We start from the raw sequence: 19334 nt of genomic DNA on the forward strand, positions 1-19334 counted from the left end.
TTCCACTGATCCCGGACCCGGCCGGCTGTCAGGTCCCTCCTCGGGTCACGGCAAGGGCGGACCGGGTCGGGAGGGAAGGCCCCTTGAGGGTGGATTTGCGATGTTCGCGTGCGCGCGTCCGGGGGCGAGTCCGGTCTTTCCGGTGCACATCCTGCCGTGCAGGCCACGCCGTTGCGGCCGCGGAGGGGGAAGCCGGTGTTTCGCCGCGACCTCACCGGCGGGCGGCGTGGCCGCGTCCCCGGTGCCGCCGCGGATCCGGGCGGAAGGCCTTCCGCATGCCGCCCGGCATGTGATCAAAAAGACGTGTCGGTGCGTACGCGGCCCTCCGGACCGGGAGCGCACTTCGCCGCAGCCGCAGGTGATGCGGACGGCCGGCAGGCGAACGGCACACCACGGCCGGTGGTGTGCCGCACGCGGACCCGGGACGTCGTGCAGACCCGGGACGTCTCAGTCGTCGTGTCCGGTGTGGGACTCCTGCGGGTTGGAGGTGACCAGCTCGGTGAGGACCCCGTGGCAGTCCTTGGGGTGCAGGAAGGTGATCGAGGAACCTATCGAGCCCCGGCGGGGCTCGTCGTACAGCACTCTGACGCCCTTGCTGCGGATGGCCTCGGAGTCCGCGCGGACGTCCTCGGTGCCGAAGGCGATGTGGTGCACGCCCTCGCCGTTCTTGGCCAGCCACTTGCCCACCGCGGAGTCCTCGCGGGTGGGCTCCAGCAGCTGGAGGTAGGAGGCGCCGCCGTCGGAGGTCTCGTTGATCTTGAGCATGGCCTCGCGGACGCCCTGCTCCTCGTTGACCTCGCTGTGGAACACCTCGAAGCCGTACGTGGCACGGTAGAACTCGACGGTCTTGTCCAGGTCGAAGCAGGCGATCCCGATGTGGTCGATTCTTGTCAGCATGGAACCAGTGGACCGCCGCGGGCGGCGGTCACGCAACGTGCCAGCGATCACACCTACTGCCCGGTGACGGCGCGGGTACCGCTCAGTACATTCAGGTAAACCCTCGTTCACTCCTCATCCTCAAGGGGCTGTGCTCCATGTCCGGAACGAACAACACCACGTCCGTGATCGTCGCCGGGGCCCGCACGCCCATGGGGCGGCTGCTCGGCTCGCTGAAGTCCTTCTCGGGTGCCGAGCTCGGCGGGATCGCCATCAAGGCCGCCCTGGAGCGGGCCGGTGTCGCCGGCGACCAGGTCCAGTACGTGATCATGGGCCAGGTGCTGCAGGCCGGCGCGGGCCAGATCCCCGCCCGTCAGGCCGCGGTCAAGGCCGGCATCCCGATGAACGTGCCCGCCCTGACGATCAACAAGGTCTGCCTCTCCGGCCTCGACGCGATCGCGCTGGCCGACCAGCTCATCCGCGCCGGGGAGTTCGACATCGTGGTCGCGGGCGGCCAGGAGTCCATGACCAACGCCCCGCACCTGCTGCCGAAGTCCCGCGAGGGCTTCAAGTACGGCGCGATCGGCATGCTCGACGCGATGGCCCACGACGGCCTCACCGACGCCTTCGAGAACATCGCCATGGGCGAGTCCACCGAGAAGCACAACGCCCGCCTCGGCATCGAGCGCGGCCCGCAGGACGAGCTCGCCGCCGGCTCCCACCAGCGCGCCGCGGCCGCCCAGAAGAACGGCGTCTTCGAGGCCGAGATCACCCCGGTCGAGATCCCGCAGCGCAAGGGCGACCCGGTGCTGTTCACCCAGGACGAGGGCATCCGCCCGGAGACCACGGTGGAGTCCCTGGCCAAGCTGCGCCCGGCCTTCGCCAAGGACGGCACCATCACGGCCGGCACCTCCTCGCAGATCAGCGACGGTGCGGCCGCCGTGGTCGTGATGAGCAAGGCCAAGGCCGAGGAGCTGGGCCTGGAGTGGATCGCCGAGATCGGCGCCCACGGCAACGTGGCCGGCCCGGACAACTCCCTGCAGTCGCAGCCCTCGAACGCGATCCTGCACGCCCTGAAGAAGGAGGGCCTGGAAGTCTCCGACCTGGACCTCATCGAGATCAACGAGGCCTTCGCGGCGGTCGCCGTGCAGTCAATGAAGGACCTGGGCGTGACCCCGGAAAAGGTGAACGTCAACGGCGGCGCCATCGCCCTGGGCCACCCGATCGGCATGTCCGGCGCCCGCGTCGTGCTGCACCTGGCGCTGGAACTGGGGCGCCGCGGCGGCGGCGTCGGTGCGGCCGCGCTGTGCGGCGGCGGCGGCCAGGGCGACGCCCTGATCATCCGGGTCCCCAAGGCCTAGCAACCCCCTGTCCGTACCCGGCGCCCCGTGCCGGGTACGGACGCATCCGCATCCGCATCCGCGGCGAGAACGAGGAGCGCAGCACGTATGACGGTGGACGTCCCCCAGCTGGTGGCCCAGGCGCGTGACGGCAGGCCGAGGGCGGTGGCCCGGCTGATCTCGCTGGTCGAGGGGGCGTCCCCGCAGCTGCGCGAGGTGATGGCGGCGCTGGCCCCGCTGACCGGCGGGGCGTACGTGGTGGGCCTGACGGGCTCGCCCGGCGTCGGCAAGTCCACCTCCACCTCGGCGCTGGTGTCGGCGTACCGCAAGGCGGGCAAGCGGGTCGGCGTGCTCGCCGTCGACCCGTCCTCGCCGTTCTCCGGGGGCGCGCTGCTCGGCGACCGGGTGCGCATGTCGGACCACGCCTCCGACCCGGGCGTGTACATCCGCTCGATGGCCACCCGCGGCCACCTGGGCGGCCTGGCCTGGGCGGCCCCGCAGGCGATCCGGGTGCTGGACGCGGCGGGCTGCGACGTGATCCTGGTCGAGACGGTCGGTGTCGGGCAGTCGGAGGTGGAGATCGCCTCCCAGGCGGACACCTCCGTGGTCCTGCTGGCCCCCGGGATGGGCGACGGGATCCAGGCCGCGAAGGCGGGCATCCTGGAGATCGGCGACGTGTACGTGGTCAACAAGGCCGACCGGGACGGCGCCGACGCGACCGCCCGGGAGCTGAACCACATGCTGGGCCTGGGCGAGGCGCGGGGGCCCGGCGACTGGCGGCCGCCGATCGTCAAGACGGTCGCGGCGCGCGGCCAGGGCATCGACGAGCTGGTCGAGGCGCTGGAGAAGCACCGGGCGTGGATGGACGAGCACGGGGTGCTGGCCGAGCGGCGCACCGCGCGGGCCGCGCGCGAGGTGGAGACCATCGCCGTGACCTCGCTGCGGGCCCGGATGGCCGATGTGCACGGGGACGCCCACCTCGGGGCCCTGGCGGCGCGGGTGGCGCAGGGCGAGCTCGACCCGTACGCGGCCTCGGACGCCCTGCTGGCCACCCTCACGGAGGGCTGAGGCGCGCCGGGGGAGCGCCGGCCCGTCGGCGCTCGGGGGCGCTCACCCGCACGGCCGCGCGGCCCCTGCGGGGCGAGGAGGGCGAACGTAGACTGGCGACGCCCGGAATTGCCCCGGTATCAGCCCACTGAGGGAGTGGCGTCATGGCGAAGCGCGGCAACAAGAAGCGAGCACGCAAGAAGAAGAAGGCCAACCACGGAAAGCGCCCCAACGCCTGACCGCGGTCCCGGTCGGGCCCGGCCGGAATCCACAGGAGCCGCACCCCCGTGCCGGGGTGCGGCTCCTGTGTGGTGTGCGGTGTGTGCGGTGCTGTGGTGATCGTTGTTGCTGCCGAGGCGTGGTCTACGCGCGATGATCACCGCACCGGGGTGCAGGTTCGGATCAGCCCTTGCCGCGCTGGGTGCGCAGGTGCTCCGCGACCGGCTCCAGCGAGCTGCGCAGCGCCGCCAGGGCCTCCGGCGGCAGCAGGTCGATGAAGTGCCGGCGGACGGACGCCACGTGGTGCGGGGCGACCTTCCGCATGAGTTCCATGCCCTCGTCCGTCAGGACGGCGTACAGGCCCCGGCGGTCGGACTCGCAGTTCACGCGGACGACCAGGCCGGCGTTCTCCATCCGGGTGATCTGGTGGGACAGCCGGCTCTTGGACTGCAGCGTCGACGTCGCGAGATCGCTCATCCGCATCCGGTGGTCCGCGGACTCCGAGAGGTTGACCAGGATCTCGTAGTCGTTGTTGGTGAGTCCGAATGGCTGGAGATCCTTTTCCAGCTGGTGCATCAGCAGTCTGCTGACGTCCAGATGCGTCCGCCAGGTGCACTGCTCGGCGTCGGTAAGCCAGGGGGTCCCCCCGGACGGAGTCTGGGGGAGGGGCGCCGTCTCGGTCTCCATGGTCTCCATGAATGAACTCTACCTAAGAAGTTGAATGACGTACAAAATCGGGAAGGGTGGCGGTCACAGTCCGAAGCGCCGCTGGAGGTCCCCCAGCTGCCCCGGCATCCGGATGCCCAGCGCCTCCAGCTGCCCCGCGTGGCCGTGGCCGCTGCCGCCGCCGGGAACACCCGGCTCCGCGCCGACCGTCCCGACCGCCTGCTCCGCCATCAGCACCTCCGACGACTGCAGCAGCACCGTCCCGGCCCCGACGAACTCGAACTGGTGCTCCTCGCCCGAGGTGCCGCCGATGCCGGTCAGGGCGCGAAGGCCGCCCAGGACGCCCGACATGTACCCGTGGTCGTAATGGTGACAGGGAGACGGGCAGTCCGCCCAGCCGACGAGCGCCTGCGGGTCCACGCGCAGCGGCGGTTCCATGAACACCACCGGTCCGTTGGACGCCGCCACGAACTTCCCGGTTCCGATCAGGGTCAGGAAACCCGGGACGATGGACTGCTTGAGGGAGAGGGAGGGCTCGTACGCCAGCAGGTTCCCCGACCGGATGGTCAGGTTGCCGTCGTCGAGGTCGAACGAGTTCACGTCGAAGGCGCGGTCGGCCAGCAGCATCTTGCCCTGGCCCTGGGCCACCACCCAGTCGCCGGCGTGCAGCGGGGAGTGGAAGCTCGTGCGCAGCAGCCGGTCGAACCGGCCGTTGCCGATCCCGTCGAACTCGATGCGCCCGTAGTACGCGATCATCTTGCCCTTCTGCAGGAACCACTCGTTCCCCTTGAGTTCCACGCAGAAGGTGTACGCGTTGACGTTGTCGTCGGAGGGCAGGGCGTACGGGTCGAAGACCGCAGGGCCGCCGGCGCCGGCCGGTCCGCCGGTCACAGGACCAAAATTCACAGCTTCTCCTCCGAGGCCTGTACGTACACGGCACCCTGGCCCGACAGCTCCAGCTGGAACGCCTCGCCCGAGCCGCGCCCCACCATGTCGCGCCAGCCCAGCGCGGTGGAGAGCTTGTTCCTGACGTCCCCGTGGTGGGCCACGTACGCCTGCGGGTCGACGTGGACCGGCCGGTTCGGGGTGATGGGGAGCTCGATCACCCCGCCGTGGGCCATCACGGCCACCGATCCGTGACCCTTGAGGGTGGTGGTGAACAGGCCCTGGCCCGTCACCTGGCCGCGCACCATGCCCATGACACCCCCTTGCGAGCCCATGAACATGGTGCCCTGCTGGAGCGTGCCGTCGAACGCGAGCAGCCGGTCCGCCTCGACGTACAGGGTCTCGCCGGTCAGGTTGATCACCTGCACGTGGTGGCCGCCGTGGCCGAACATCACCGTGCCGCTGCCCTCGACCTCCATCAGCGGGGTCTGCTCGTTCGCCACGCGGCGCCCGATCATGCCCATGACGCCGCCCTGGCCGCCGGTCAGGCTCGGCGTGAACGACACGCTGCCGCGGTACGCGAGCATCGCGCCCCGCTGGCTGTACATCTTCTGCCCCGGCACCACCTGGGCCTCGACCATCTTCGAGTTGATCTCGCGGAACGGCATCAGACGTCGCCCCCGATGGTGTTGCGCTCGCTGGGCTGCACGTACACCAGGCCCTCGCCCTCGAATCGGATCTGGAACGCCTCGCCCGAGCCCTCGCCGATCAGGGTGCGGAAGGTGACCCCCGACTGGAAGGACTGGCGCAGGTCGCCGGTGTGCGCGATGTACGCCCCCGGGTCCACGGACAGCGGGTACTGGGCGCTGACCCGCAGGACCACCGCCGGGCCGTCCGACATGATCGCCGCCTGGCCGGTGCCCTCGACGGTGGTGGTGAACAGGCCGTTGCCGGTCGCGCCGCCGCGCAGGCCGGTGAAGGTGGTGCCGGTGCGCAGGGCCGCGTCCGTGCACAGCAGATTGCTGGACTCCACGTACAGCTTCTCCCCGCGCAGGCTGACGAGGTTGATCTCGCTCGCGCGGTCGGCGAAGAAGCACGTGCCGTGCCCCTGCACCTCCATCACCGTCATCTGTTCTCCCGTCAGGCGACGGGTCACCATTCCGCGGAGGCCTTCGCCACCGCCGGTCATCTTCTTGAAGGCCATCTGGCCGTCGTACGCAACCATGGAGCCGTTCTTCGCTTTCACGGCATCCCCGGTCAGGTCGACGGCGAGCACCTTGCTGCCTTGGAGTCGGAACTGAGCCACGGGATGACGTTAACGGCAGCGGGCGGAGGCGAACAGGGCCCCTGGGCCCGATACCCGCGGCGGGGCGCGCCGACCGGGCGCGCCCGGGGCGGCCGAACGAGGACCCCGGGTCAAGATCGGGCAAAGCGGCTGAGACACTGGACGGGCCCCACACCTCCACCCCGAAGGTTGTTGATGGACATCCAGACCGCCTCCGCCCTGCACCGGCTGCGCCTCGTCTCCGTACCGGAGGCACTGTCGTTCCCGGCCCTGCTGATCTTCGGTTCCCTGCTGAGCCGGATCTCGGACATCGACTACCTGATGATGCCGCTGGGCGCCCTGCACGGGATCCTGTTCGTCATCTACACGGTCTTCCTGCTGGACGTCTGGAACAAGGCCAAGTGGCCGCTCAAGAAGGCCGCGCTGTTCTTCCTGCTCGCCGTGGTGCCGTTCGGCGGCCTGTACGGCGACAAGCTGCTCAAGCGCGAGGAGGCCGACAGCGTCGTCGCGGCCCGGGCGCGCCGTGAGGCGGCCGGCGCGGGCACGGCGGCCGACGCGTGATCGTCGCGTTCTCGGTGACACCGCTGGGGGTCGGCGAAGAGGTCGGCGAATACGTGGCCGAGGCGGTGCGGGTGGTGCGGGAGTCGGGGCTGCCGAACCGCACCGACGCGATGTTCACCTCCGTCGAAGGGGAGTGGGACGAAGTGATGGACGTCGTCCGGCGGGCCGTCGCCGCGGTCGAGGCGCGGGCACCCCGGGTGTCGCTCGTCCTGAAGGCCGACATCCGGCCCGGCGTGGCGGACGGCCTGACGTCGAAGGTCGCCACGGTGGAACGCCACCTGTCCTGACGCCCCGACAGCCGGTCCCTGGGCTTCCGGGGCCGCAACCCCGGAACCCGGGCCCTCCCGTTCGGCATCGACCGCGGGCGGCGCCTGGAATGCGGCCCGGCCCTCGCCCCGCCCGGTTCTCCCGGTAGCCCTCGCGGCGGCAGCGCGCCACGTCGATCGGGCCGCTGCCGGCGGCCGTACGGGATCACCGGGCCGGAAGGCCAGGGCGGTGCGGCCGAGCCCCCGTCGGGCCCCAGGACCGTCGGCCGGGCGGGGGCGCTCACGGGACGCGTTCCACCACGGCCACTTCCGAGAACTCGCGCAGGAAGGTCGTGTGCCCCGTCCGCCCCGTGTGCTCGATGCACATGTCGGTGCACACGTCCGCGTTCCCGGTCGGGGCGGCCGTCCACCGGCAGTCCGGGTCCAGGCACCGCGCCGTGGCGGTCGTCTCCGCCGACGGGTGTCGGCGCATCACTTGGCGGACGTGGCGAAGAACGGCTCGAACGGTCATCCCGCACCCCTGTCGCGGGAGTGGTTGCGCAGCTCGGTACGCAACAGTCCGGCCGCCTCCAGGTTGCCGACCGCTTCGGCCACCGCCAGGTCGGCGGCCAGCGCGCGGCACACCCCGCACTCATGGCCGGGCGGCTCCGGGCCCTCCGGCCGGGTGGCTTCCTGTCGTGCTGCCGTCGCCATGTCGCATCCTCCGCGTCGCCCTTGGTGCGGGCATCGTTTCGCCGCCGGGAGGCCCGGCCCAGTGTGATCCGTAGTGGCAACTGCCTTCCGGGCCCCGGAATCCCTCTGTCCAGTGGCATCCCTGGTAGCAAGATGACCGCATGGACATCGGGGAGCTGATTCGGGATCTCCGCACGGCTCGTGGGTGGAGCCAGGGGCGGTTGGCTTCGGAGATCAACAAGGTTCACGGCACGACGCTGACCCGGGAGTACGTGAGCAACTGGGAGCGTTCCAAGGTCAGGCCGGGCCCGTTCTACCTGGCTGCGCTGTCCGCCGTACTCGACGTTCCCCTGGCTGTCCTGGAAGGTGAAGTGGACCGACGCGAGTTCCTTACCGACGTGGCCGGGGCCGCCATAGCCCCCGTTGTCGCCTCCGATCTGATCAGCGCGGGATTTGCCGCCCGGTTGCGTGGCGGGCCGTCAGCAGACGAGTGGGAGGCCAAGCTCGCGACGTACGGCACCCAGTACATGTCCATGGGCGCGGCGGACATCCAACGTCGGGTTTCCGGCGAACTCGTCACCGTGCAGCAGCAACTCGACGACCCCCGGCTGTGGTCCGTCGCCTCCCGCTTGATGACCCTCTACGCGAAGACGTTCCCGGGGTCGGACGGCTCGAAGGCCGTGCACTGGTACCGGATGGCAGCGACGGCTGCTGACGAGTCCGGCATGGACGAAGCGCGCGTGTGGGTCCGGGGGCGTGCCGCCATCGCCCTGGGGTATGAGGGTGCGTCCCTGGGGGTTGCTGACGTACTGGCCGACCAAGCCATGGCGATATCGGATCGCCCCTCCCTCGGCCTCCTCAACGCGATCATGGGGAAGGCGCACGCGGCAGCGGTCCGTGGGGACCGGGCAGCGGCGCTGCACCTGGCGGACCGGGGTCGGCGCATCTTCGACAAGGCGGGGTCGCACGAGCAGACCAGCGACTACGCGGTGCCCTGGTGGCGGATGAACGTCTTCCTGTCGCTCCTCCTGGCCCGTCTGGGAGACGAAAGGGGAGCCGTGGAAGCCCAGGAAGCCGCGCGCCGGGAACTCCCCGCAGCGCTGCCCCGCTTCGCGACCCACCTGGAGATGCACCGGGGCCTCATGCTCGCCCGGTCCGGAGACCTCTCGGGCGGGGCCGCCCACGCCCGGACGGCCCTGGACGCCCTGCCTCCGGAAAAGCACTCGCTCACGCTGCGCTTGCTCATGGCGGAGATCCAACAGGCCTGACGGGAGTCACTGCCCCAGGTGCTCCGGGTGAGCACCAGGCGGTGGGACCGCGGCGGGGCCGGCGCGTCACGGCGGCGGGGGTGCGCCCGTTGCCAGGGCGATGCCCAGGGGAGTGCGCTCGTACAGGATGTGGTGGCCGTGGCGGGAGGAGAGGAGCAGGCCCGCTCCGTGCAGTGCCTTCAGGTGCGCGGAAACCGTGGCGGGCGCCAGCCCGAGACGCCGGGCCAGGGCGGTGGTGGACGCCGGTTCGGCCAGTGCGCACAGCACCTCGGCGCGGCCCCGGCCGAGCAGCCGGGCCAGGACCTGCGGGGCCGGGCCGGCCGGGGCCGTCCACAGGGCGCCGATGCCGCGGGCCGGGTAGACCAGCGTCGGCTGCCAGGGCGGGTCGTAGCCGCCGACGACCTCCGGCCAGACGAACGCGCTCGGCATCAGCAGGAGCCCCTGCCCGTCCAGGCTGCGGTCGTGGTGGCCCGGCTTCCGGATGGTCAGCGTGTCGCCGGACCAGGCCAGGTCCGGGTGGAGCCCGTCGAACAGCGCCTCCAGGCCGCCTGCCGCGAGCCGCCGCGAGTGGAAGAGGATGTCGGCCTCCAGCAGCGCCCGCAGCCGAGGCCAGTGTGGTGCGATCAGCGCCGTCCAGGCCTGTTCCAGCAGGTCGGACAGTTCCCGCACGGCCCGCGCCGGGTCCGCGAGCATCCGCCGGCCGGCCTCGCTCTCCGCCGCGCCCGGGCTGCACACCAGGGCCCGCCGCAGGTCCTCCCGTACGGCGTGCGGATCCGCGGAGCTGGCCGCCCGGACCCGCGCCAGCTCCTCCTCGAAGGTGACGGACGGCCCGACGGGCGGCGGGCTGAGGAAGTCCGGGTTGTGGCCGGCCCGTGGCATCAGCAGCCACAGCGGCCGCAGGTCCAGCCCCTCGGCGGCCACCCGGATCTGCCGCAGCCAGGGCAGGTGGTAGGCGTGCCGGTGCGGGCGCATCAGGGTGCGCACCGCCTCCTGGGTCTCCCAGCGCGGCGAGATCGAGAACCGGCAGCGCAGCAGGTCGGCCGGCCCGAAGCGGAAGTGGAAAGCCATGGTCCGGTCCCCCTCCTCGTTCCCCCGCTCCCCTCGTGGCCCCGAGGTCCGCCCTCGTGATCGTGATCCCTCGTGATCGTGATCCCTCGTGATCGTGATCCCTCGTGATACTGCGCGATCCTCCGGTTCCCCGTGAGTGATTCGGGCAGAGGCGAATCACTGCCGCGGCCCACGGTAGCCCCGCAGGGTGTCGGCATGGCCACCACCACCGCCCACCGGGCAGCCCGCGGCGGCTACCGCCCCGTTTTCCGGGTCCGGGAGTTCCGGTACGTCTTCGCCGCCCACCTGCTGTCCGTGCTCGGCATCGTCGTCGCCGAGATATCCCTGACCGTCCTCGTCTTCCGCGCCACCGGTTCGCCGCTGATGAGCGCGCTCGCCTTCGCCCTCGGCTTCCTGCCGTACGCCCTCGGCGGCATCCTGCTGGCGCCCCTCGCCGACCGCCGCCCCGCCCGCAGCGTCCTCACCGCCTGCGACCTGCTCTGTGCCGGGTGCGCCGCCGCCATGGTGCTGCCCGGCACGCCCGTCGGCGCGCTGCTCGCGCTGCGCGCCGCCATGGCCTTCGTCGCCCCGCTGTTCCAGGGCACCCGCAACGCCTCCCTCGGCGACATCCTGGGCCCCGGCGACGCCTTCGTCCTCGGCCGCTCGCTGATGCGGATGGTGGCCCAGAGCGCCCAGCTCGCCGGCTTCGGCCTCGGCGGGCTGCTGCTGACCGTCCTCGCGCCGCGCACCGCCATCGCGCTGACCGCCGCCGGGTTCCTCTGCTCCGCCCTGCTGTTGCGCTGCGGCACCCGGGCCCGACCCGCCCGGGCCGCCGCCGGGACCTCCGCAGGGGCTGCCGCCCGTACCTCGCCGCTCGCCGGGATCCGGGCCGTGCTGGGCGACCGCCGGCTGCGGGCGCTGACCCTGCTGTTCTGGCTGCCGCCGGTCTTCGTGATCGCCCCCGAGGCGCTGCTCGCCCCGTACGCCGACGCCATCGGCGCGGGCACCGCCGCGCTCGGTGTGATGATGTGCGCCCTGCCCGTCGGCACCATCGCGGGTGAACTGTGGGCCGGCTCGGCGCTCGGCCCGGAGGCACGCTCCCGACTGGTGGCCCCGCTCGCCGCCGCCGCCCTGCTGCCCCTGCTCGTGTACGCCGCCCGGCCCGGCGTGCCGGTGGTCCTCGCCGCGCTGCTGGCCGTCGGGCTGGCCCACGCCCACACCCTCGGTCTCGACCAGTGGTACGTCGACGCCGTCCCCGAGGAGCTGCGCGGCCGGGCGATGACCCTGCTCGGCACCGGTCTGATGGCCTTCCAGGGGGTGGGCATGGCGCTGGCCGGCCTCGCCGCCGAGTTCGTCCCGGTCCACCTGGTCGTCGTCGGCGCCGCCGTCATCGGGACGGCCGTCGTCCTGCTCCTGCTCGCCGAACTGCGTTCCGCCACCCGGGGGAGCGGACCGAGGGATGAGACAGGGCACACCGCCAAATGACCGCCCGGTAGGGTCGGATACGTGTCCAAGCCGCTCAGCCTCCCTTTCGACCCCATCGCCCGCGCCGACGAACTCTGGCAGCGGCGGTGGGGGCCGGCGCCCTCCATGGCAGCCATCACCTCGATCATGCGGGCGCACCAGATCCTGCTCGGCGAGGTCGACGCCGTCGTCAAGCCGTACGGCCTGACCTTCGCCCGGTACGAGGCGCTCGTGCTGCTCACCTTCTCCAAGGCCGGCGAGCTGCCGATGTCGAAGATCGGCGAGCGGCTGATGGTCCACCCGACGTCCGTGACGAACACGGTGGACCGGCTGGTGAAGTCCGGGCTGGTGGCCAAGCGCCCCAACCCCAACGACGGCCGGGGCACCCTGGCGAGCATCACGGAGAAGGGCCGCGAGGTCGTCGAGGCGGCCACGAAGGACCTGATGGCGATCGACTTCGGGCTGCACGCCTACGACGCCGAGGAATGCGCCGAGATCTTCGCGATGCTGCGGCCGCTGCGGGTGTCCGCGGGGGACTTCGAGGAGCGTTGACATCCTCCCGGCTTTAAACGCCCGGGATTCCCGCCTGCTCCCACACAAGCCGTGTGGGTCGCTTCGGGTGGGTTCCTGCTTCGCTGCGCGGTGCGGGCACGGGTGCCCGTCTTACCTGCGCTCCACAGGCTGACACCGCCAGTCCGGCGGCCTTGGCGACGTTGACCGCCGCGTTCACGTCCCGGTCCAGGACGGCCCCGCACGCCTGGCACGTCCACTCGCGGACGCTGAGGGGCTTGGGGCCGTCCTTGACGCCGCACGCCGAGATTCACCCACAGCCTGAAGGCCGGGGCACTCTTACAAGATCAGAGGCAGGCCCGCGCCGGCAGGCCCGCGCCGGTGCGCCGGCGGGTCCGCGCGGCAGGCCGCCGTGGCCCTGCTCACACCGCCCGTCGGCCGCCTGCGGCTTCGTGCTCCCGGCGTCGGCGGGGCCCGGCGCCCCGGCTACGCTCGTAGCCATGAAACGAAGCGTGCTGACCCGCTACCGCGTCATGGCCTACGTGACCGCCGTCATGCTGTTGATCCTCTGCGGCTGCATGGTCGCCAAGTACGGCTTCGACACCGGCGCCGGCCTGACCTTCGCCGTGTCCCAGGCCCACGGCGTGCTCTTCATGATCTACCTGGTCTTCGCCTTCGACCTGAGCTCCAAGGCCCGCTGGTCCTTCGGCCGGATGCTGTGGGTGATGCTGTCCGGGACCATCCCGGGCGCCGCGTTCTTCGTCGAGCGCAAGGTCCGCGCCGACATCGAGCCGCTGATCACCGACGACCTGGCCACCGCCGACGCGTAGCCGCCGAACCCCGGGGAGAAAGCTCCCCGGGGTTTCCCATCGACATTTACTAGGACGTCCTAGTAAATTCGAAGCATGGACGCTGACGCCATCGAGGAGGGCCGCCGCCGCTGGCAGGCCCGTTACGACAAGGCCCGCAAGCGCGAGGCCGACTTCACCACGCTCTCCGGCGATGCCGTCGATCCCGTCTACGGGCCCCGGCCCGGCGACGCCTACGAGGGCTTCGAGCGCATCGGCTGGCCGGGCGAGTACCCGTACACCCGCGGCCTGCACGCCACCGGCTACCGCGGCCGCACCTGGACCATCCGCCAGTTCGCCGGCTTCGGCAACGCCGAGCAGACCAACGAGCGCTACAAGATGATCCTGGCCGCCGGCGGCGGCGGGCTCTCCGTGGCCTTCGACATGCCGACCCTCATGGGCCGCGACTCCGACGACGCCCGCTCGCTCGGCGAGGTCGGGCACTGCGGTGTCGCCATCGACTCCGCCGCCGACATGGAGGTCCTCTTCAAGGACATCCCGCTCGGCGACGTGACCACCTCGATGACGATCTCCGGCCCGGCCGTGCCTGCCTTCTGCATGTACCTGGTGGCGGCCGAGCGGCAGGGCGTGGACCCGGCCGTCCTCAACGGCACCCTCCAGACGGACATCTTCAAGGAGTACATCGCCCAGAAGGAGTGGCTCTTCGAACCCGAGCCGCACCTGCGCCTCATCGGCGACCTCATGGAGTACTGCGCCAAGGGCATCCCGGCCTACAAGCCGCTGTCCGTCTCCGGCTACCACATCCGCGAGGCCGGGGCGACGGCCGCGCAGGAGCTCGCGTACACGCTGGCGGACGGCTTCGGCTACGTGGAACTCGGCCTCTCCCGCGGCATGGACGTCGACACCTTCGCGCCCGGCCTGTCCTTCTTCTTCGACGCCCACCTCGACTTCTTCGAGGAGATCGCCAAGTTCCGCGCCGCCCGCCGGATCTGGGCGCGCTGGATGAAGGAGGTGTACGGGGCGAAGAACGAGAAGTCGATGTGGCTGCGCTTCCACACGCAGACCGCCGGCGTCTCCCTGACCGCGCAGCAGCCGTACAACAACGTGGTGCGCACCGCCGTGGAGGCCCTCGCGGCCGTCCTGGGCGGCACCAACTCGCTGCACACCAACGCCCTCGACGAGACCCTCGCCCTGCCCAGCGAGCAGGCGGCCGAGATCGCCCTGCGCACGCAGCAGGTGCTGATGGAGGAGACCGGCGTGGCCAACGTGGCCGACCCGCTGGGCGGCTCCTGGTACGTCGAGCAGCTCACCGACCGCATCGAGGCCGACGCCGAGAAGATCTTCGACCAGATCAAGGAGCGCGGCCTGCGCGCCCACCCGGACGGCAAGCACCCGATCGGGCCGATCACCTCGGGCATCCTGCGCGGCATCGAGGACGGCTGGTTCACCGGCGAGATCGCCGAGTCGGCCTTCGTCTACCAGCGCGCGCTGGAGAAGGGCGACAAGCGCGTGGTCGGCGTCAACGTCCACCACGGCTCGGTCACCGGCGACCTGGAGATCCTCCGCGTCAGCCACGAGGTCGAGCGGGAGCAGGTGCGCGCGCTCGCCGCCCGCAAGGAGCGCCGTGACGACGCGAAGGTGCGGGAATCGCTGAAGGCCATGCTGGACGCCGCCCGCGACGGGTCGAACATGATCCCGTCCATGCTCGACGCGGTGCGCGCCGAGGCCACCCTCGGCGAGATCTGCAACGCACTGCGCGACGAGTGGGGCACCTACACGGAGCCTCCGGGCTTCTAGCCCCCGCACACCCCGGCGCTGCCCGACTTCCCCCGGGGGCCGCCGGAGGCAGGACGACGGCCGGCCGCGGTGCCGCTGCCCTGAGGCAGCCGCGGCCGGCCTCCTCCGTACGGGGGACCGTGACCGGGCCCGTACGGGGGACCGGGCCCGTACCGGGTGAGCGGGCCGTATCGGCGGATCAGGCGGGCGCGGCGGAGGGGCCGGCGGCCCCGGCGGATCAGGCGGCTTCGGCGGCGCCGCCGCGCAGGCCGTGCATCAGCAGGGCCGTGAAGGCGGCCGCCCACGCCTCGTCCACCGGCGCCGAGCTGACCAGCGCGCGGTGCACCACGGTGCCCGCGATCACGTCGAAGATCAGGTCCGTGGTGCGCCCGGCGAGGGCGGCGTCCTTCTCGTAAGGGAGTTCCCCGCGGGCCTGGGCCTGCTCGCGGCCCTGTACGACGAGACGTTTCTGCCGGTCCACGATCGCGGACCGGATCCGGTCGCGCAGGGCCTCGTCCCGCGTGGACTCGGCGACGACCGCCATCAGCGCCGTACGGGCCTCGGGGCGCCGCAGCAGCTCCGCGAACTGCAGGACCACATGCTCGACGTCGGCTTCGAGGGAGCCCCGGTCGGGGAGTTCGAGGGAGTCGAAGAGCTCCGCGACCGCGTCCACGACCAGCTCGTTCTTGCCCGCCCAGCGGCGGTACAGGGTGGTCTTCGCGACCCCGGCCCGGGTCGAGACGTCGCCCATCGTCAGCTTCGACCAGCCCAGCTCGACCAGGGCGTCCCGGGTCGCGGCGAGTATCGCGGCGTCCGCGGCGGCGCTTCTGGGGCGGCCGACGCGGCCGCCGGGGGAGCTGGGGTTGCGCATGGCGCAGAACCATACCCGTCGGTAGCGGAACCGCCGGGCGCTCGTGCGTGTGCTTCAGATCACGGGACACGAGCGCACCCGCGGGGTCCGCGGAGGCGCATGGGGAGTTACGCTACGGCTCGTAGCGTAAGAGCGGCAACCACGCGAAGAGCTACCGGCGCCAGGTGGGGACCCGGCGCCACCACAGCACCACCACAGCACCAGCACAGGGCAGTTCCAGGGCACGGCAGCATCCACCGGACCGTTCGACCGCGGGCCGGACCGGCTGCGGTCGGCAGCGCAATTCGGCCGATCTTTTTCGTCGGCGCGCACACAGGGGGGAGGATGTACGCATGCAGCCCAGAAACATGTCCATGAGCGGCGTCGTCGACCTCGCCGCGGTGAAGGCGGCCGCCGAGGCCAAGGCGAAGGCCGAGCAGGCTCGGGCCGATGCGGCCCGGCAGGCCGCCGAGGGCGGCGCGCCCGCGGCCGGCGGCGCAGTGTCCCCTTCGGCGCTCGTGATCGACGTCGACGAGGCCGGATTCGAGCGCGACGTCCTCCAGCTCTCCTCCGAGGTCCCGGTCATCCTGGACTTCTGGGCCGAGTGGTGCCAGCCCTGCAAGCAGCTCAGCCCCCTGCTGGAGCGGCTGGTCGTCGAGGCGAACGGCCGCCTCGTGATGGCCAAGATCGACGTTGACGCCAACCAGCTGCTGATGCAGCAGTTCGGCATCCAAGGCATCCCCGCCGTGTTCGCGGTGGTAGCGGGCCAGGTACTGCCGCTGTTCCAGGGCGTGGCGCCCGAGCAGGAGATCCGCGCGACCCTCGCCCAGCTGGTGCAGGTCGCCGAGGAGCGCTTCGGCATCATCGGGATCCCGGTGGACGCGAACGCCGAAGGCGGCGCCCCGGGCGGCGCGGCCGCCGCAGAGGCCCCGGCCGGACCGCACGACGCGCTGCTGGAGGCGGCCGTGTCCGCGCTCGACGCGGGCGACCTGGCCGGAGCGGTGCGGGCGTACGGGAACGTCCTGGCGGAGGACCCGGCGAACACCGAGGCGAAGCTGGGCCTGGCGCAGGCCGAGCTGCTCGCCCGGGTCAAGGGCATGAACCCGCAGGCGGTGCGCGCCAAGGCGGCCGAGAACCCGAAGGACCCGCAGGCCCAGATCGACGCCGCGGACCTGGACATGGCCGGCGGCCACGTGCAGGACGCCTTCGGGCGCCTGGTGGACGCCGTGCGGGTGACCGCGGGGGACGACCGGAACGCCGTACGGGTACGGCTGCTGGAGCTGTTCGAGGTCATCGGGGCGGACGACCCCCGGGTCTCGGCGGCGCGTACGGCGCTCTCGCGGGCGTTGTTCTAGGCAGGTCGCGGGCACGGTCCGCCCGGGCTGCGGAGCGGCCGCGGACCGGCCGGCGATTTGTTGACACGGAGACAAACAGCGGCCGCGCTTTGCCAAAACTTGGCAATGGCGGCCGCTGTTACTCGCAGTAAGTGGAACCCCGTGAACTGTCCGGTGTGTTCCTCTTCCTCCTGCTCTGTCGTGGCCTTGGGTGGCACTTTGTGTTGCTTCCCGATGGCTGCGGGTCGGCCCCCGGTTATCAGGCCGTTACCCGCCAGTAACGAACCCCCTTGTGCCTCGGCCTGGAATGGACCACGATCGGCGACGCTCGGTCCTTCCCGCAGAGCCGCCAGCCGGAGCCGCGGTGGAGGGTCCCCACCGGGCCGGCCGGTGGCAGTGGCACCGGCCGCGGGACAGGGGGGTCTTCGCCGCACCGGCGGAGCCTGTCCTCCTGGTCGCGCGAACGCGTGACCCAGTGGTTGTCGCTCGGGGGTGAACGCCGGTGTATCGGACGCGGCCCGGCCGCGCCACGGCCGCCTGCGCTCCTTCCCGAGGACGTAGCACTTCTCCCATCCCAGGTCGGGCTCTGCCCGGACCGGAGATGTACGTCCGAGAAGGAGGAACAACATGAGTTCTCAGGTTCGTGGCGGGACCAGATGGAAGCGCTTCGCGCTCGTCATGGTGCCGAGCATCGCGGCCACCGCCGCGGTCGGTGTGGGTCTGGCGCAGGGTGCCCTCGCGGCGTCGTTCAGCGTCTCCGGTCAGGACTTCAAGGTCACGGCCGATCAGCTCGTCGGTGACGACCTGATCCAGTACGGCAGCCTCGCCGAGGGCGCCGTACTGGGGTCCAAGGAGAAGACCAAGCACCCGGTCACGATCTCCGGCTTCAGCCGTGCCGAGATCACCAACATGTGCCAGTCGCTGGTGACGCCGACTCCGATCGGCAACATCACGCTGCAGCTGCGGACGGGCAACAAGGGCCGTCCCGCCGTCGCGGAGAACATCTACCTCGACGTCGCCGAGCTGGACGCGGACGCGAAGTTCGACCAGCTCGACATCGGTGTCGCGGTGGGCGACGGCAGCCACACCACCAAGCCGGTCCCCGGCACGGTGGCGGACGGCGGCCTGTTCTCGCAGCGTGCCAAGAAGGCCACGCTGACCAACGTCCGCCAGAAGGCGTGGGCGACGACGGCGGGTACCTTCACGCTGCCCGACCTCAAGCTGCGTCTGCTCAGCGGGAACCAGCCGTGCTACCAGGACGAGAAGTAATCCCGTCCTGGATGTGACCGACCGGACGGGCGGGCTGCGGCAGCCGTCGCCAGGCGCCCGTCCGGGCTCCACAGAGTTCTCCGTACCACCGTTTCCAGGGAGCTGTTGTCCATGAACCCCCAGGCCCCGGTTCACGCCGCAGACGATCACTGGCTCACTGTCACGTACCACCGCTTCCGCGACTGGCGGGGCGGCCGACCCTTCTGGGCCGGCCTCTTCACGCTCCTCGGCGGATTGCCGATCGTCTACTTCCCTTATGCGGACATCCGGCTGGGCAACGTCACCCTTGCGATGGCGACGACGACGGGCTCCGGCTCGCTGATCATCGGCGTCCTGTTGATCACACTGGGCCTGGCCCTCTGGTTCCAGCAGGGCATCCGTGTCTTCGCGGGCGTCGCCGCGATCCTGCTGGCCCTCGTGTCCATTCCGGTGTCCAACCTCGGCGGCTTCTTCATCGGCTTCCTCTTCGCCATGATCGGCGGTGCCCTCGCACTGTCCTGGGCGCCGGGAGTGCCGCTGGCCGAGGAGCCGGAGGCGGCCGGGGCACAGCCTGCGGACGAGTTCCACGACATCCCGGCACCCCGCGACATGGAAACGGCCCACGCGACCGAGACGACTGCCCACGCCGATGGCGGGAGGAACAGTGCGGGGTGACGAGACGCAGCGGGGCGTGGCCCCGGGCACAGAGTCCCGTGAAAGAAGGGGCCCGCGGCACGCCGCGCCCCGCAAGTCGCTGCTGAACAAGATCCAGATTCCGGTCGGCAAGACGATGGCCCTCGCGGCCATGCCGACGGCGGTCCTGGTCGGCATGGGCATGGCGCCCAGGCTGGCCCTGGCCGACGACAAGGAGATCCCCTTCGCGCCCGGCCCGTGCGTGACACGGTCCGACGAACCCGCGGAGTCGGCCTCCCCCAGCCCCTCGGCCTCGCCCTCGCCGAGCGCGAGTGCCTCGCCGTCCGCCTCCGCCGCGCCCAAGCCCGGTGTCACCCCGCCGGTGCCCAAGCCGTCCGCGAGCAAGCCGGCCGACACCGCCACCACGCCCAAGCAGGCGGCCCCCACCACCTCGGCCGCCCCCACGCCGTCTGCCTCGAAGACCCCGAACCCGCTGGACCCGCTGGGCGTCGTCCTTGTCGGAGTTGCCCGTCTCGTCCTTGGGCTTGGCCGCGGTGTCCTTGACGTCCTGGGGCAGC

21 protein-coding genes and 2 pseudogenes are annotated in these 19334 nt (G+C 71.6%); 13 read left to right on the forward strand and 10 right to left on the reverse strand.

All coding sequences use genetic code 11. The features are described from left to right. Positions 1 to 447: 447 nt before the first annotated feature. Positions 448 to 897: a methylmalonyl-CoA epimerase gene (mce, locus tag HYE82_RS07990; RefSeq protein WP_179173246.1), complete on the reverse strand. Its 450-nt coding sequence runs from the start codon at positions 895 to 897 to the stop codon at positions 448 to 450. A 137-nt stretch (positions 898 to 1034) separates the two neighbouring features. On the opposite strand from mce, the gene HYE82_RS07995 reads away from it, so the two are divergent. Together HYE82_RS07995 and meaB are read left to right on the forward strand one after the other, a co-directional pair. Further along, positions 1035 to 2237 carry an acetyl-CoA C-acetyltransferase gene (locus tag HYE82_RS07995; protein WP_179173247.1) on the forward strand — a complete coding sequence of 401 codons (1203 nt, stop codon included), beginning with the start codon at positions 1035 to 1037 and terminating at the stop codon, positions 2235 to 2237. Between the two features lie 87 nt (positions 2238 to 2324). Next, positions 2325 to 3284, forward strand: a complete 960-nt coding sequence (meaB, locus tag HYE82_RS08000) for a methylmalonyl Co-A mutase-associated GTPase MeaB (protein ID WP_179173248.1) — start codon at positions 2325 to 2327, stop codon at positions 3282 to 3284. A 381-nt stretch (positions 3285 to 3665) separates the two neighbouring features. Here meaB and HYE82_RS08005 read toward each other — a convergent pair whose 3' ends face one another. From HYE82_RS08005 to HYE82_RS08020, 4 genes are all read right to left on the reverse strand, one after another. Then, on the reverse strand, positions 3666 to 4169 hold the full coding sequence (locus HYE82_RS08005) for a MarR family winged helix-turn-helix transcriptional regulator (protein ID WP_179173266.1): 504 nt from the start codon (positions 4167 to 4169) through the stop codon (positions 3666 to 3668). Between the two features lie 63 nt (positions 4170 to 4232). Next, positions 4233 to 5039 (reverse strand): AIM24 family protein, encoded by an 807-nt coding sequence (locus tag HYE82_RS08010; RefSeq protein ID WP_309144235.1) that lies wholly within the window; start codon positions 5037 to 5039, stop codon positions 4233 to 4235. Positions 5040 to 5050: 11 nt separating this feature from the next. Next, positions 5051 to 5701: an AIM24 family protein gene (locus tag HYE82_RS08015; RefSeq protein ID WP_179173249.1), complete on the reverse strand. Its 651-nt coding sequence runs from the start codon at positions 5699 to 5701 to the stop codon at positions 5051 to 5053. Continuing rightward, a complete protein-coding gene (locus HYE82_RS08020; RefSeq protein ID WP_179173250.1) occupies positions 5701 to 6339 on the reverse strand; it encodes an AIM24 family protein in 639 nt (212 codons plus the stop codon). Before HYE82_RS08020 ends, HYE82_RS08015 begins: the two co-directional genes overlap by 1 nt. Positions 6340 to 6513: 174 nt before the next feature. Here HYE82_RS08020 and HYE82_RS08025 point away from each other — a divergent pair, with 174 nt between their 5' ends. Both HYE82_RS08025 and HYE82_RS08030 read left to right on the forward strand, forming a co-directional pair. Continuing rightward, positions 6514 to 6879, forward strand: a complete 366-nt coding sequence (locus tag HYE82_RS08025; protein WP_179173251.1) for a DUF3817 domain-containing protein — start codon at positions 6514 to 6516, stop codon at positions 6877 to 6879. Further along, a complete protein-coding gene (locus HYE82_RS08030) occupies positions 6876 to 7166 on the forward strand; it encodes an MTH1187 family thiamine-binding protein (protein ID WP_179173252.1) in 291 nt (96 codons plus the stop codon). Before HYE82_RS08025 ends, HYE82_RS08030 begins: the two co-directional genes overlap by 4 nt. Positions 7167 to 7425: 259 nt before the next feature. Here the strand turns inward: HYE82_RS08030 and HYE82_RS08035 are convergent, their stop codons facing one another. Both HYE82_RS08035 and HYE82_RS08040 read right to left on the reverse strand, forming a co-directional pair. Further along, entirely contained in the window at positions 7426 to 7656 is a 231-nt protein-coding gene (locus HYE82_RS08035; protein WP_179173253.1) for a hypothetical protein, read from the reverse strand. After that, positions 7653 to 7838, reverse strand: coding sequence for a hypothetical protein (locus tag HYE82_RS08040; RefSeq protein ID WP_179173254.1), 186 nt, complete (start codon positions 7836 to 7838; stop codon positions 7653 to 7655). The genes HYE82_RS08035 and HYE82_RS08040 overlap by 4 nt, the downstream gene beginning before the upstream one ends. Before the next feature lie 140 nt (positions 7839 to 7978). Here HYE82_RS08040 and HYE82_RS08045 point away from each other — a divergent pair, with 140 nt between their 5' ends. Next, entirely contained in the window at positions 7979 to 9085 is a 1107-nt protein-coding gene (locus tag HYE82_RS08045) for a helix-turn-helix domain-containing protein (RefSeq protein WP_179173255.1), read from the forward strand. 66 nt (positions 9086 to 9151) lie between these two features. Here HYE82_RS08045 and HYE82_RS08050 read toward each other — a convergent pair whose 3' ends face one another. Further along, positions 9152 to 10153: a DUF5937 family protein gene (locus HYE82_RS08050; RefSeq protein WP_179173256.1), complete on the reverse strand. Its 1002-nt coding sequence runs from the start codon at positions 10151 to 10153 to the stop codon at positions 9152 to 9154. Between the two features lie 195 nt (positions 10154 to 10348). Here HYE82_RS08050 and HYE82_RS08055 point away from each other — a divergent pair, with 195 nt between their 5' ends. Continuing rightward, a complete protein-coding gene (locus HYE82_RS08055; protein ID WP_179173257.1) occupies positions 10349 to 11617 on the forward strand; it encodes an MFS transporter in 1269 nt (422 codons plus the stop codon). 21 nt (positions 11618 to 11638) lie between these two features. Then, positions 11639 to 12148: a MarR family winged helix-turn-helix transcriptional regulator gene (locus HYE82_RS08060; RefSeq protein WP_179173258.1), complete on the forward strand. Its 510-nt coding sequence runs from the start codon at positions 11639 to 11641 to the stop codon at positions 12146 to 12148. 13 nt (positions 12149 to 12161) lie between these two features. Here the strand turns inward: HYE82_RS08060 and HYE82_RS08065 are convergent. Then, a pseudogene (locus HYE82_RS08065) lies at positions 12162 to 12407 on the reverse strand (zinc ribbon domain-containing protein); the annotation flags it as partial. A 199-nt stretch (positions 12408 to 12606) separates the two neighbouring features. Here HYE82_RS08065 and HYE82_RS08070 point away from each other — a divergent pair. Together HYE82_RS08070 and HYE82_RS08075 are read left to right on the forward strand one after the other, a co-directional pair. After that, positions 12607 to 12936, forward strand: a complete 330-nt coding sequence (locus HYE82_RS08070; RefSeq protein ID WP_179173259.1) for a DUF3817 domain-containing protein — start codon at positions 12607 to 12609, stop codon at positions 12934 to 12936. 75 nt (positions 12937 to 13011) lie between these two features. Next, positions 13012 to 14712 carry a methylmalonyl-CoA mutase gene (locus tag HYE82_RS08075; protein ID WP_179173260.1) on the forward strand — a complete coding sequence of 567 codons (1701 nt, stop codon included), beginning with the start codon at positions 13012 to 13014 and terminating at the stop codon, positions 14710 to 14712. 217 nt (positions 14713 to 14929) lie between these two features. Here the strand turns inward: HYE82_RS08075 and HYE82_RS08080 are convergent, their stop codons facing one another. Further along, on the reverse strand, positions 14930 to 15562 hold the full coding sequence (locus tag HYE82_RS08080) for a TetR/AcrR family transcriptional regulator (RefSeq protein WP_179173261.1): 633 nt from the start codon (positions 15560 to 15562) through the stop codon (positions 14930 to 14932). 332 nt (positions 15563 to 15894) lie between these two features. Between HYE82_RS08080 and HYE82_RS08085 the strand changes: the two genes are divergently transcribed. The 4 genes and pseudogenes from HYE82_RS08085 to HYE82_RS08100 all read left to right on the forward strand — a co-directional run. Next, on the forward strand, positions 15895 to 16896 hold the full coding sequence (locus tag HYE82_RS08085) for a tetratricopeptide repeat protein (RefSeq protein WP_179173262.1): 1002 nt from the start codon (positions 15895 to 15897) through the stop codon (positions 16894 to 16896). Between the two features lie 606 nt (positions 16897 to 17502). Then, the gene (locus HYE82_RS08090; RefSeq protein ID WP_179173263.1) at positions 17503 to 18144 is read left to right on the forward strand and encodes a DUF6230 family protein; all 642 of its coding nucleotides are present in this window, start codon (positions 17503 to 17505) and stop codon (positions 18142 to 18144) included. A gap of 111 nt (positions 18145 to 18255) precedes the next feature. Next, positions 18256 to 18798 (forward strand): DUF6114 domain-containing protein, encoded by a 543-nt coding sequence (locus tag HYE82_RS08095; RefSeq protein WP_179173264.1) that lies wholly within the window; start codon positions 18256 to 18258, stop codon positions 18796 to 18798. Beyond that, positions 18788 to 19334, forward strand: a pseudogene (locus HYE82_RS08100) (hypothetical protein); the annotation flags it as partial. The gene HYE82_RS08095 and the pseudogene HYE82_RS08100, both read left to right, overlap by 11 nt.

The sequence above is a fragment of the Streptomyces sp. BR123 genome (assembly GCF_013401435.1).
Taxonomy (GTDB): Bacteria; Actinomycetota; Actinomycetes; order Streptomycetales; family Streptomycetaceae; genus Streptomyces.

Bases quoted from the DNA above. Each gene is read 5' to 3' on its own strand.
- HYE82_RS08025 (WP_179173251.1), top strand. From the start codon at position 6,514: ATGGACATCCAGACCGCCTCCGCCCTGCACCGGCTGCGCCTCGTCTCC.
- HYE82_RS08045 (WP_179173255.1), top strand. From the start codon at position 7,979: ATGGACATCGGGGAGCTGATTCGGGATCTCCGCACGGCTCGTGGGTGG.
- HYE82_RS08050 (WP_179173256.1), bottom strand. From the start codon at position 10,153: ATGGCTTTCCACTTCCGCTTCGGGCCGGCCGACCTGCTGCGCTGCCGG.
- HYE82_RS08005 (WP_179173266.1), bottom strand. From the start codon at position 4,169: ATGGAGACCGAGACGGCGCCCCTCCCCCAGACTCCGTCCGGGGGGACC.
- HYE82_RS08075 (WP_179173260.1), top strand. From the start codon at position 13,012: ATGGACGCTGACGCCATCGAGGAGGGCCGCCGCCGCTGGCAGGCCCGT.
- HYE82_RS08015 (WP_179173249.1), bottom strand. From the start codon at position 5,701: ATGCCGTTCCGCGAGATCAACTCGAAGATGGTCGAGGCCCAGGTGGTG.
- meaB (WP_179173248.1), top strand. From the start codon at position 2,325: ATGACGGTGGACGTCCCCCAGCTGGTGGCCCAGGCGCGTGACGGCAGG.
- HYE82_RS07995 (WP_179173247.1), top strand. From the start codon at position 1,035: ATGTCCGGAACGAACAACACCACGTCCGTGATCGTCGCCGGGGCCCGC.
- HYE82_RS08095 (WP_179173264.1), top strand. From the start codon at position 18,256: ATGAACCCCCAGGCCCCGGTTCACGCCGCAGACGATCACTGGCTCACT.
- HYE82_RS08085 (WP_179173262.1), top strand. From the start codon at position 15,895: ATGCAGCCCAGAAACATGTCCATGAGCGGCGTCGTCGACCTCGCCGCG.
- HYE82_RS08035 (WP_179173253.1), bottom strand. From the start codon at position 7,656: ATGACCGTTCGAGCCGTTCTTCGCCACGTCCGCCAAGTGATGCGCCGA.
- mce (WP_179173246.1), bottom strand. From the start codon at position 897: ATGCTGACAAGAATCGACCACATCGGGATCGCCTGCTTCGACCTGGAC.
- HYE82_RS08090 (WP_179173263.1), top strand. From the start codon at position 17,503: ATGAGTTCTCAGGTTCGTGGCGGGACCAGATGGAAGCGCTTCGCGCTC.
- HYE82_RS08055 (WP_179173257.1), top strand. From the start codon at position 10,349: ATGGCCACCACCACCGCCCACCGGGCAGCCCGCGGCGGCTACCGCCCC.
- HYE82_RS08070 (WP_179173259.1), top strand. From the start codon at position 12,607: ATGAAACGAAGCGTGCTGACCCGCTACCGCGTCATGGCCTACGTGACC.
- HYE82_RS08040 (WP_179173254.1), bottom strand. From the start codon at position 7,838: ATGGCGACGGCAGCACGACAGGAAGCCACCCGGCCGGAGGGCCCGGAG.
- HYE82_RS08080 (WP_179173261.1), bottom strand. From the start codon at position 15,562: ATGCGCAACCCCAGCTCCCCCGGCGGCCGCGTCGGCCGCCCCAGAAGC.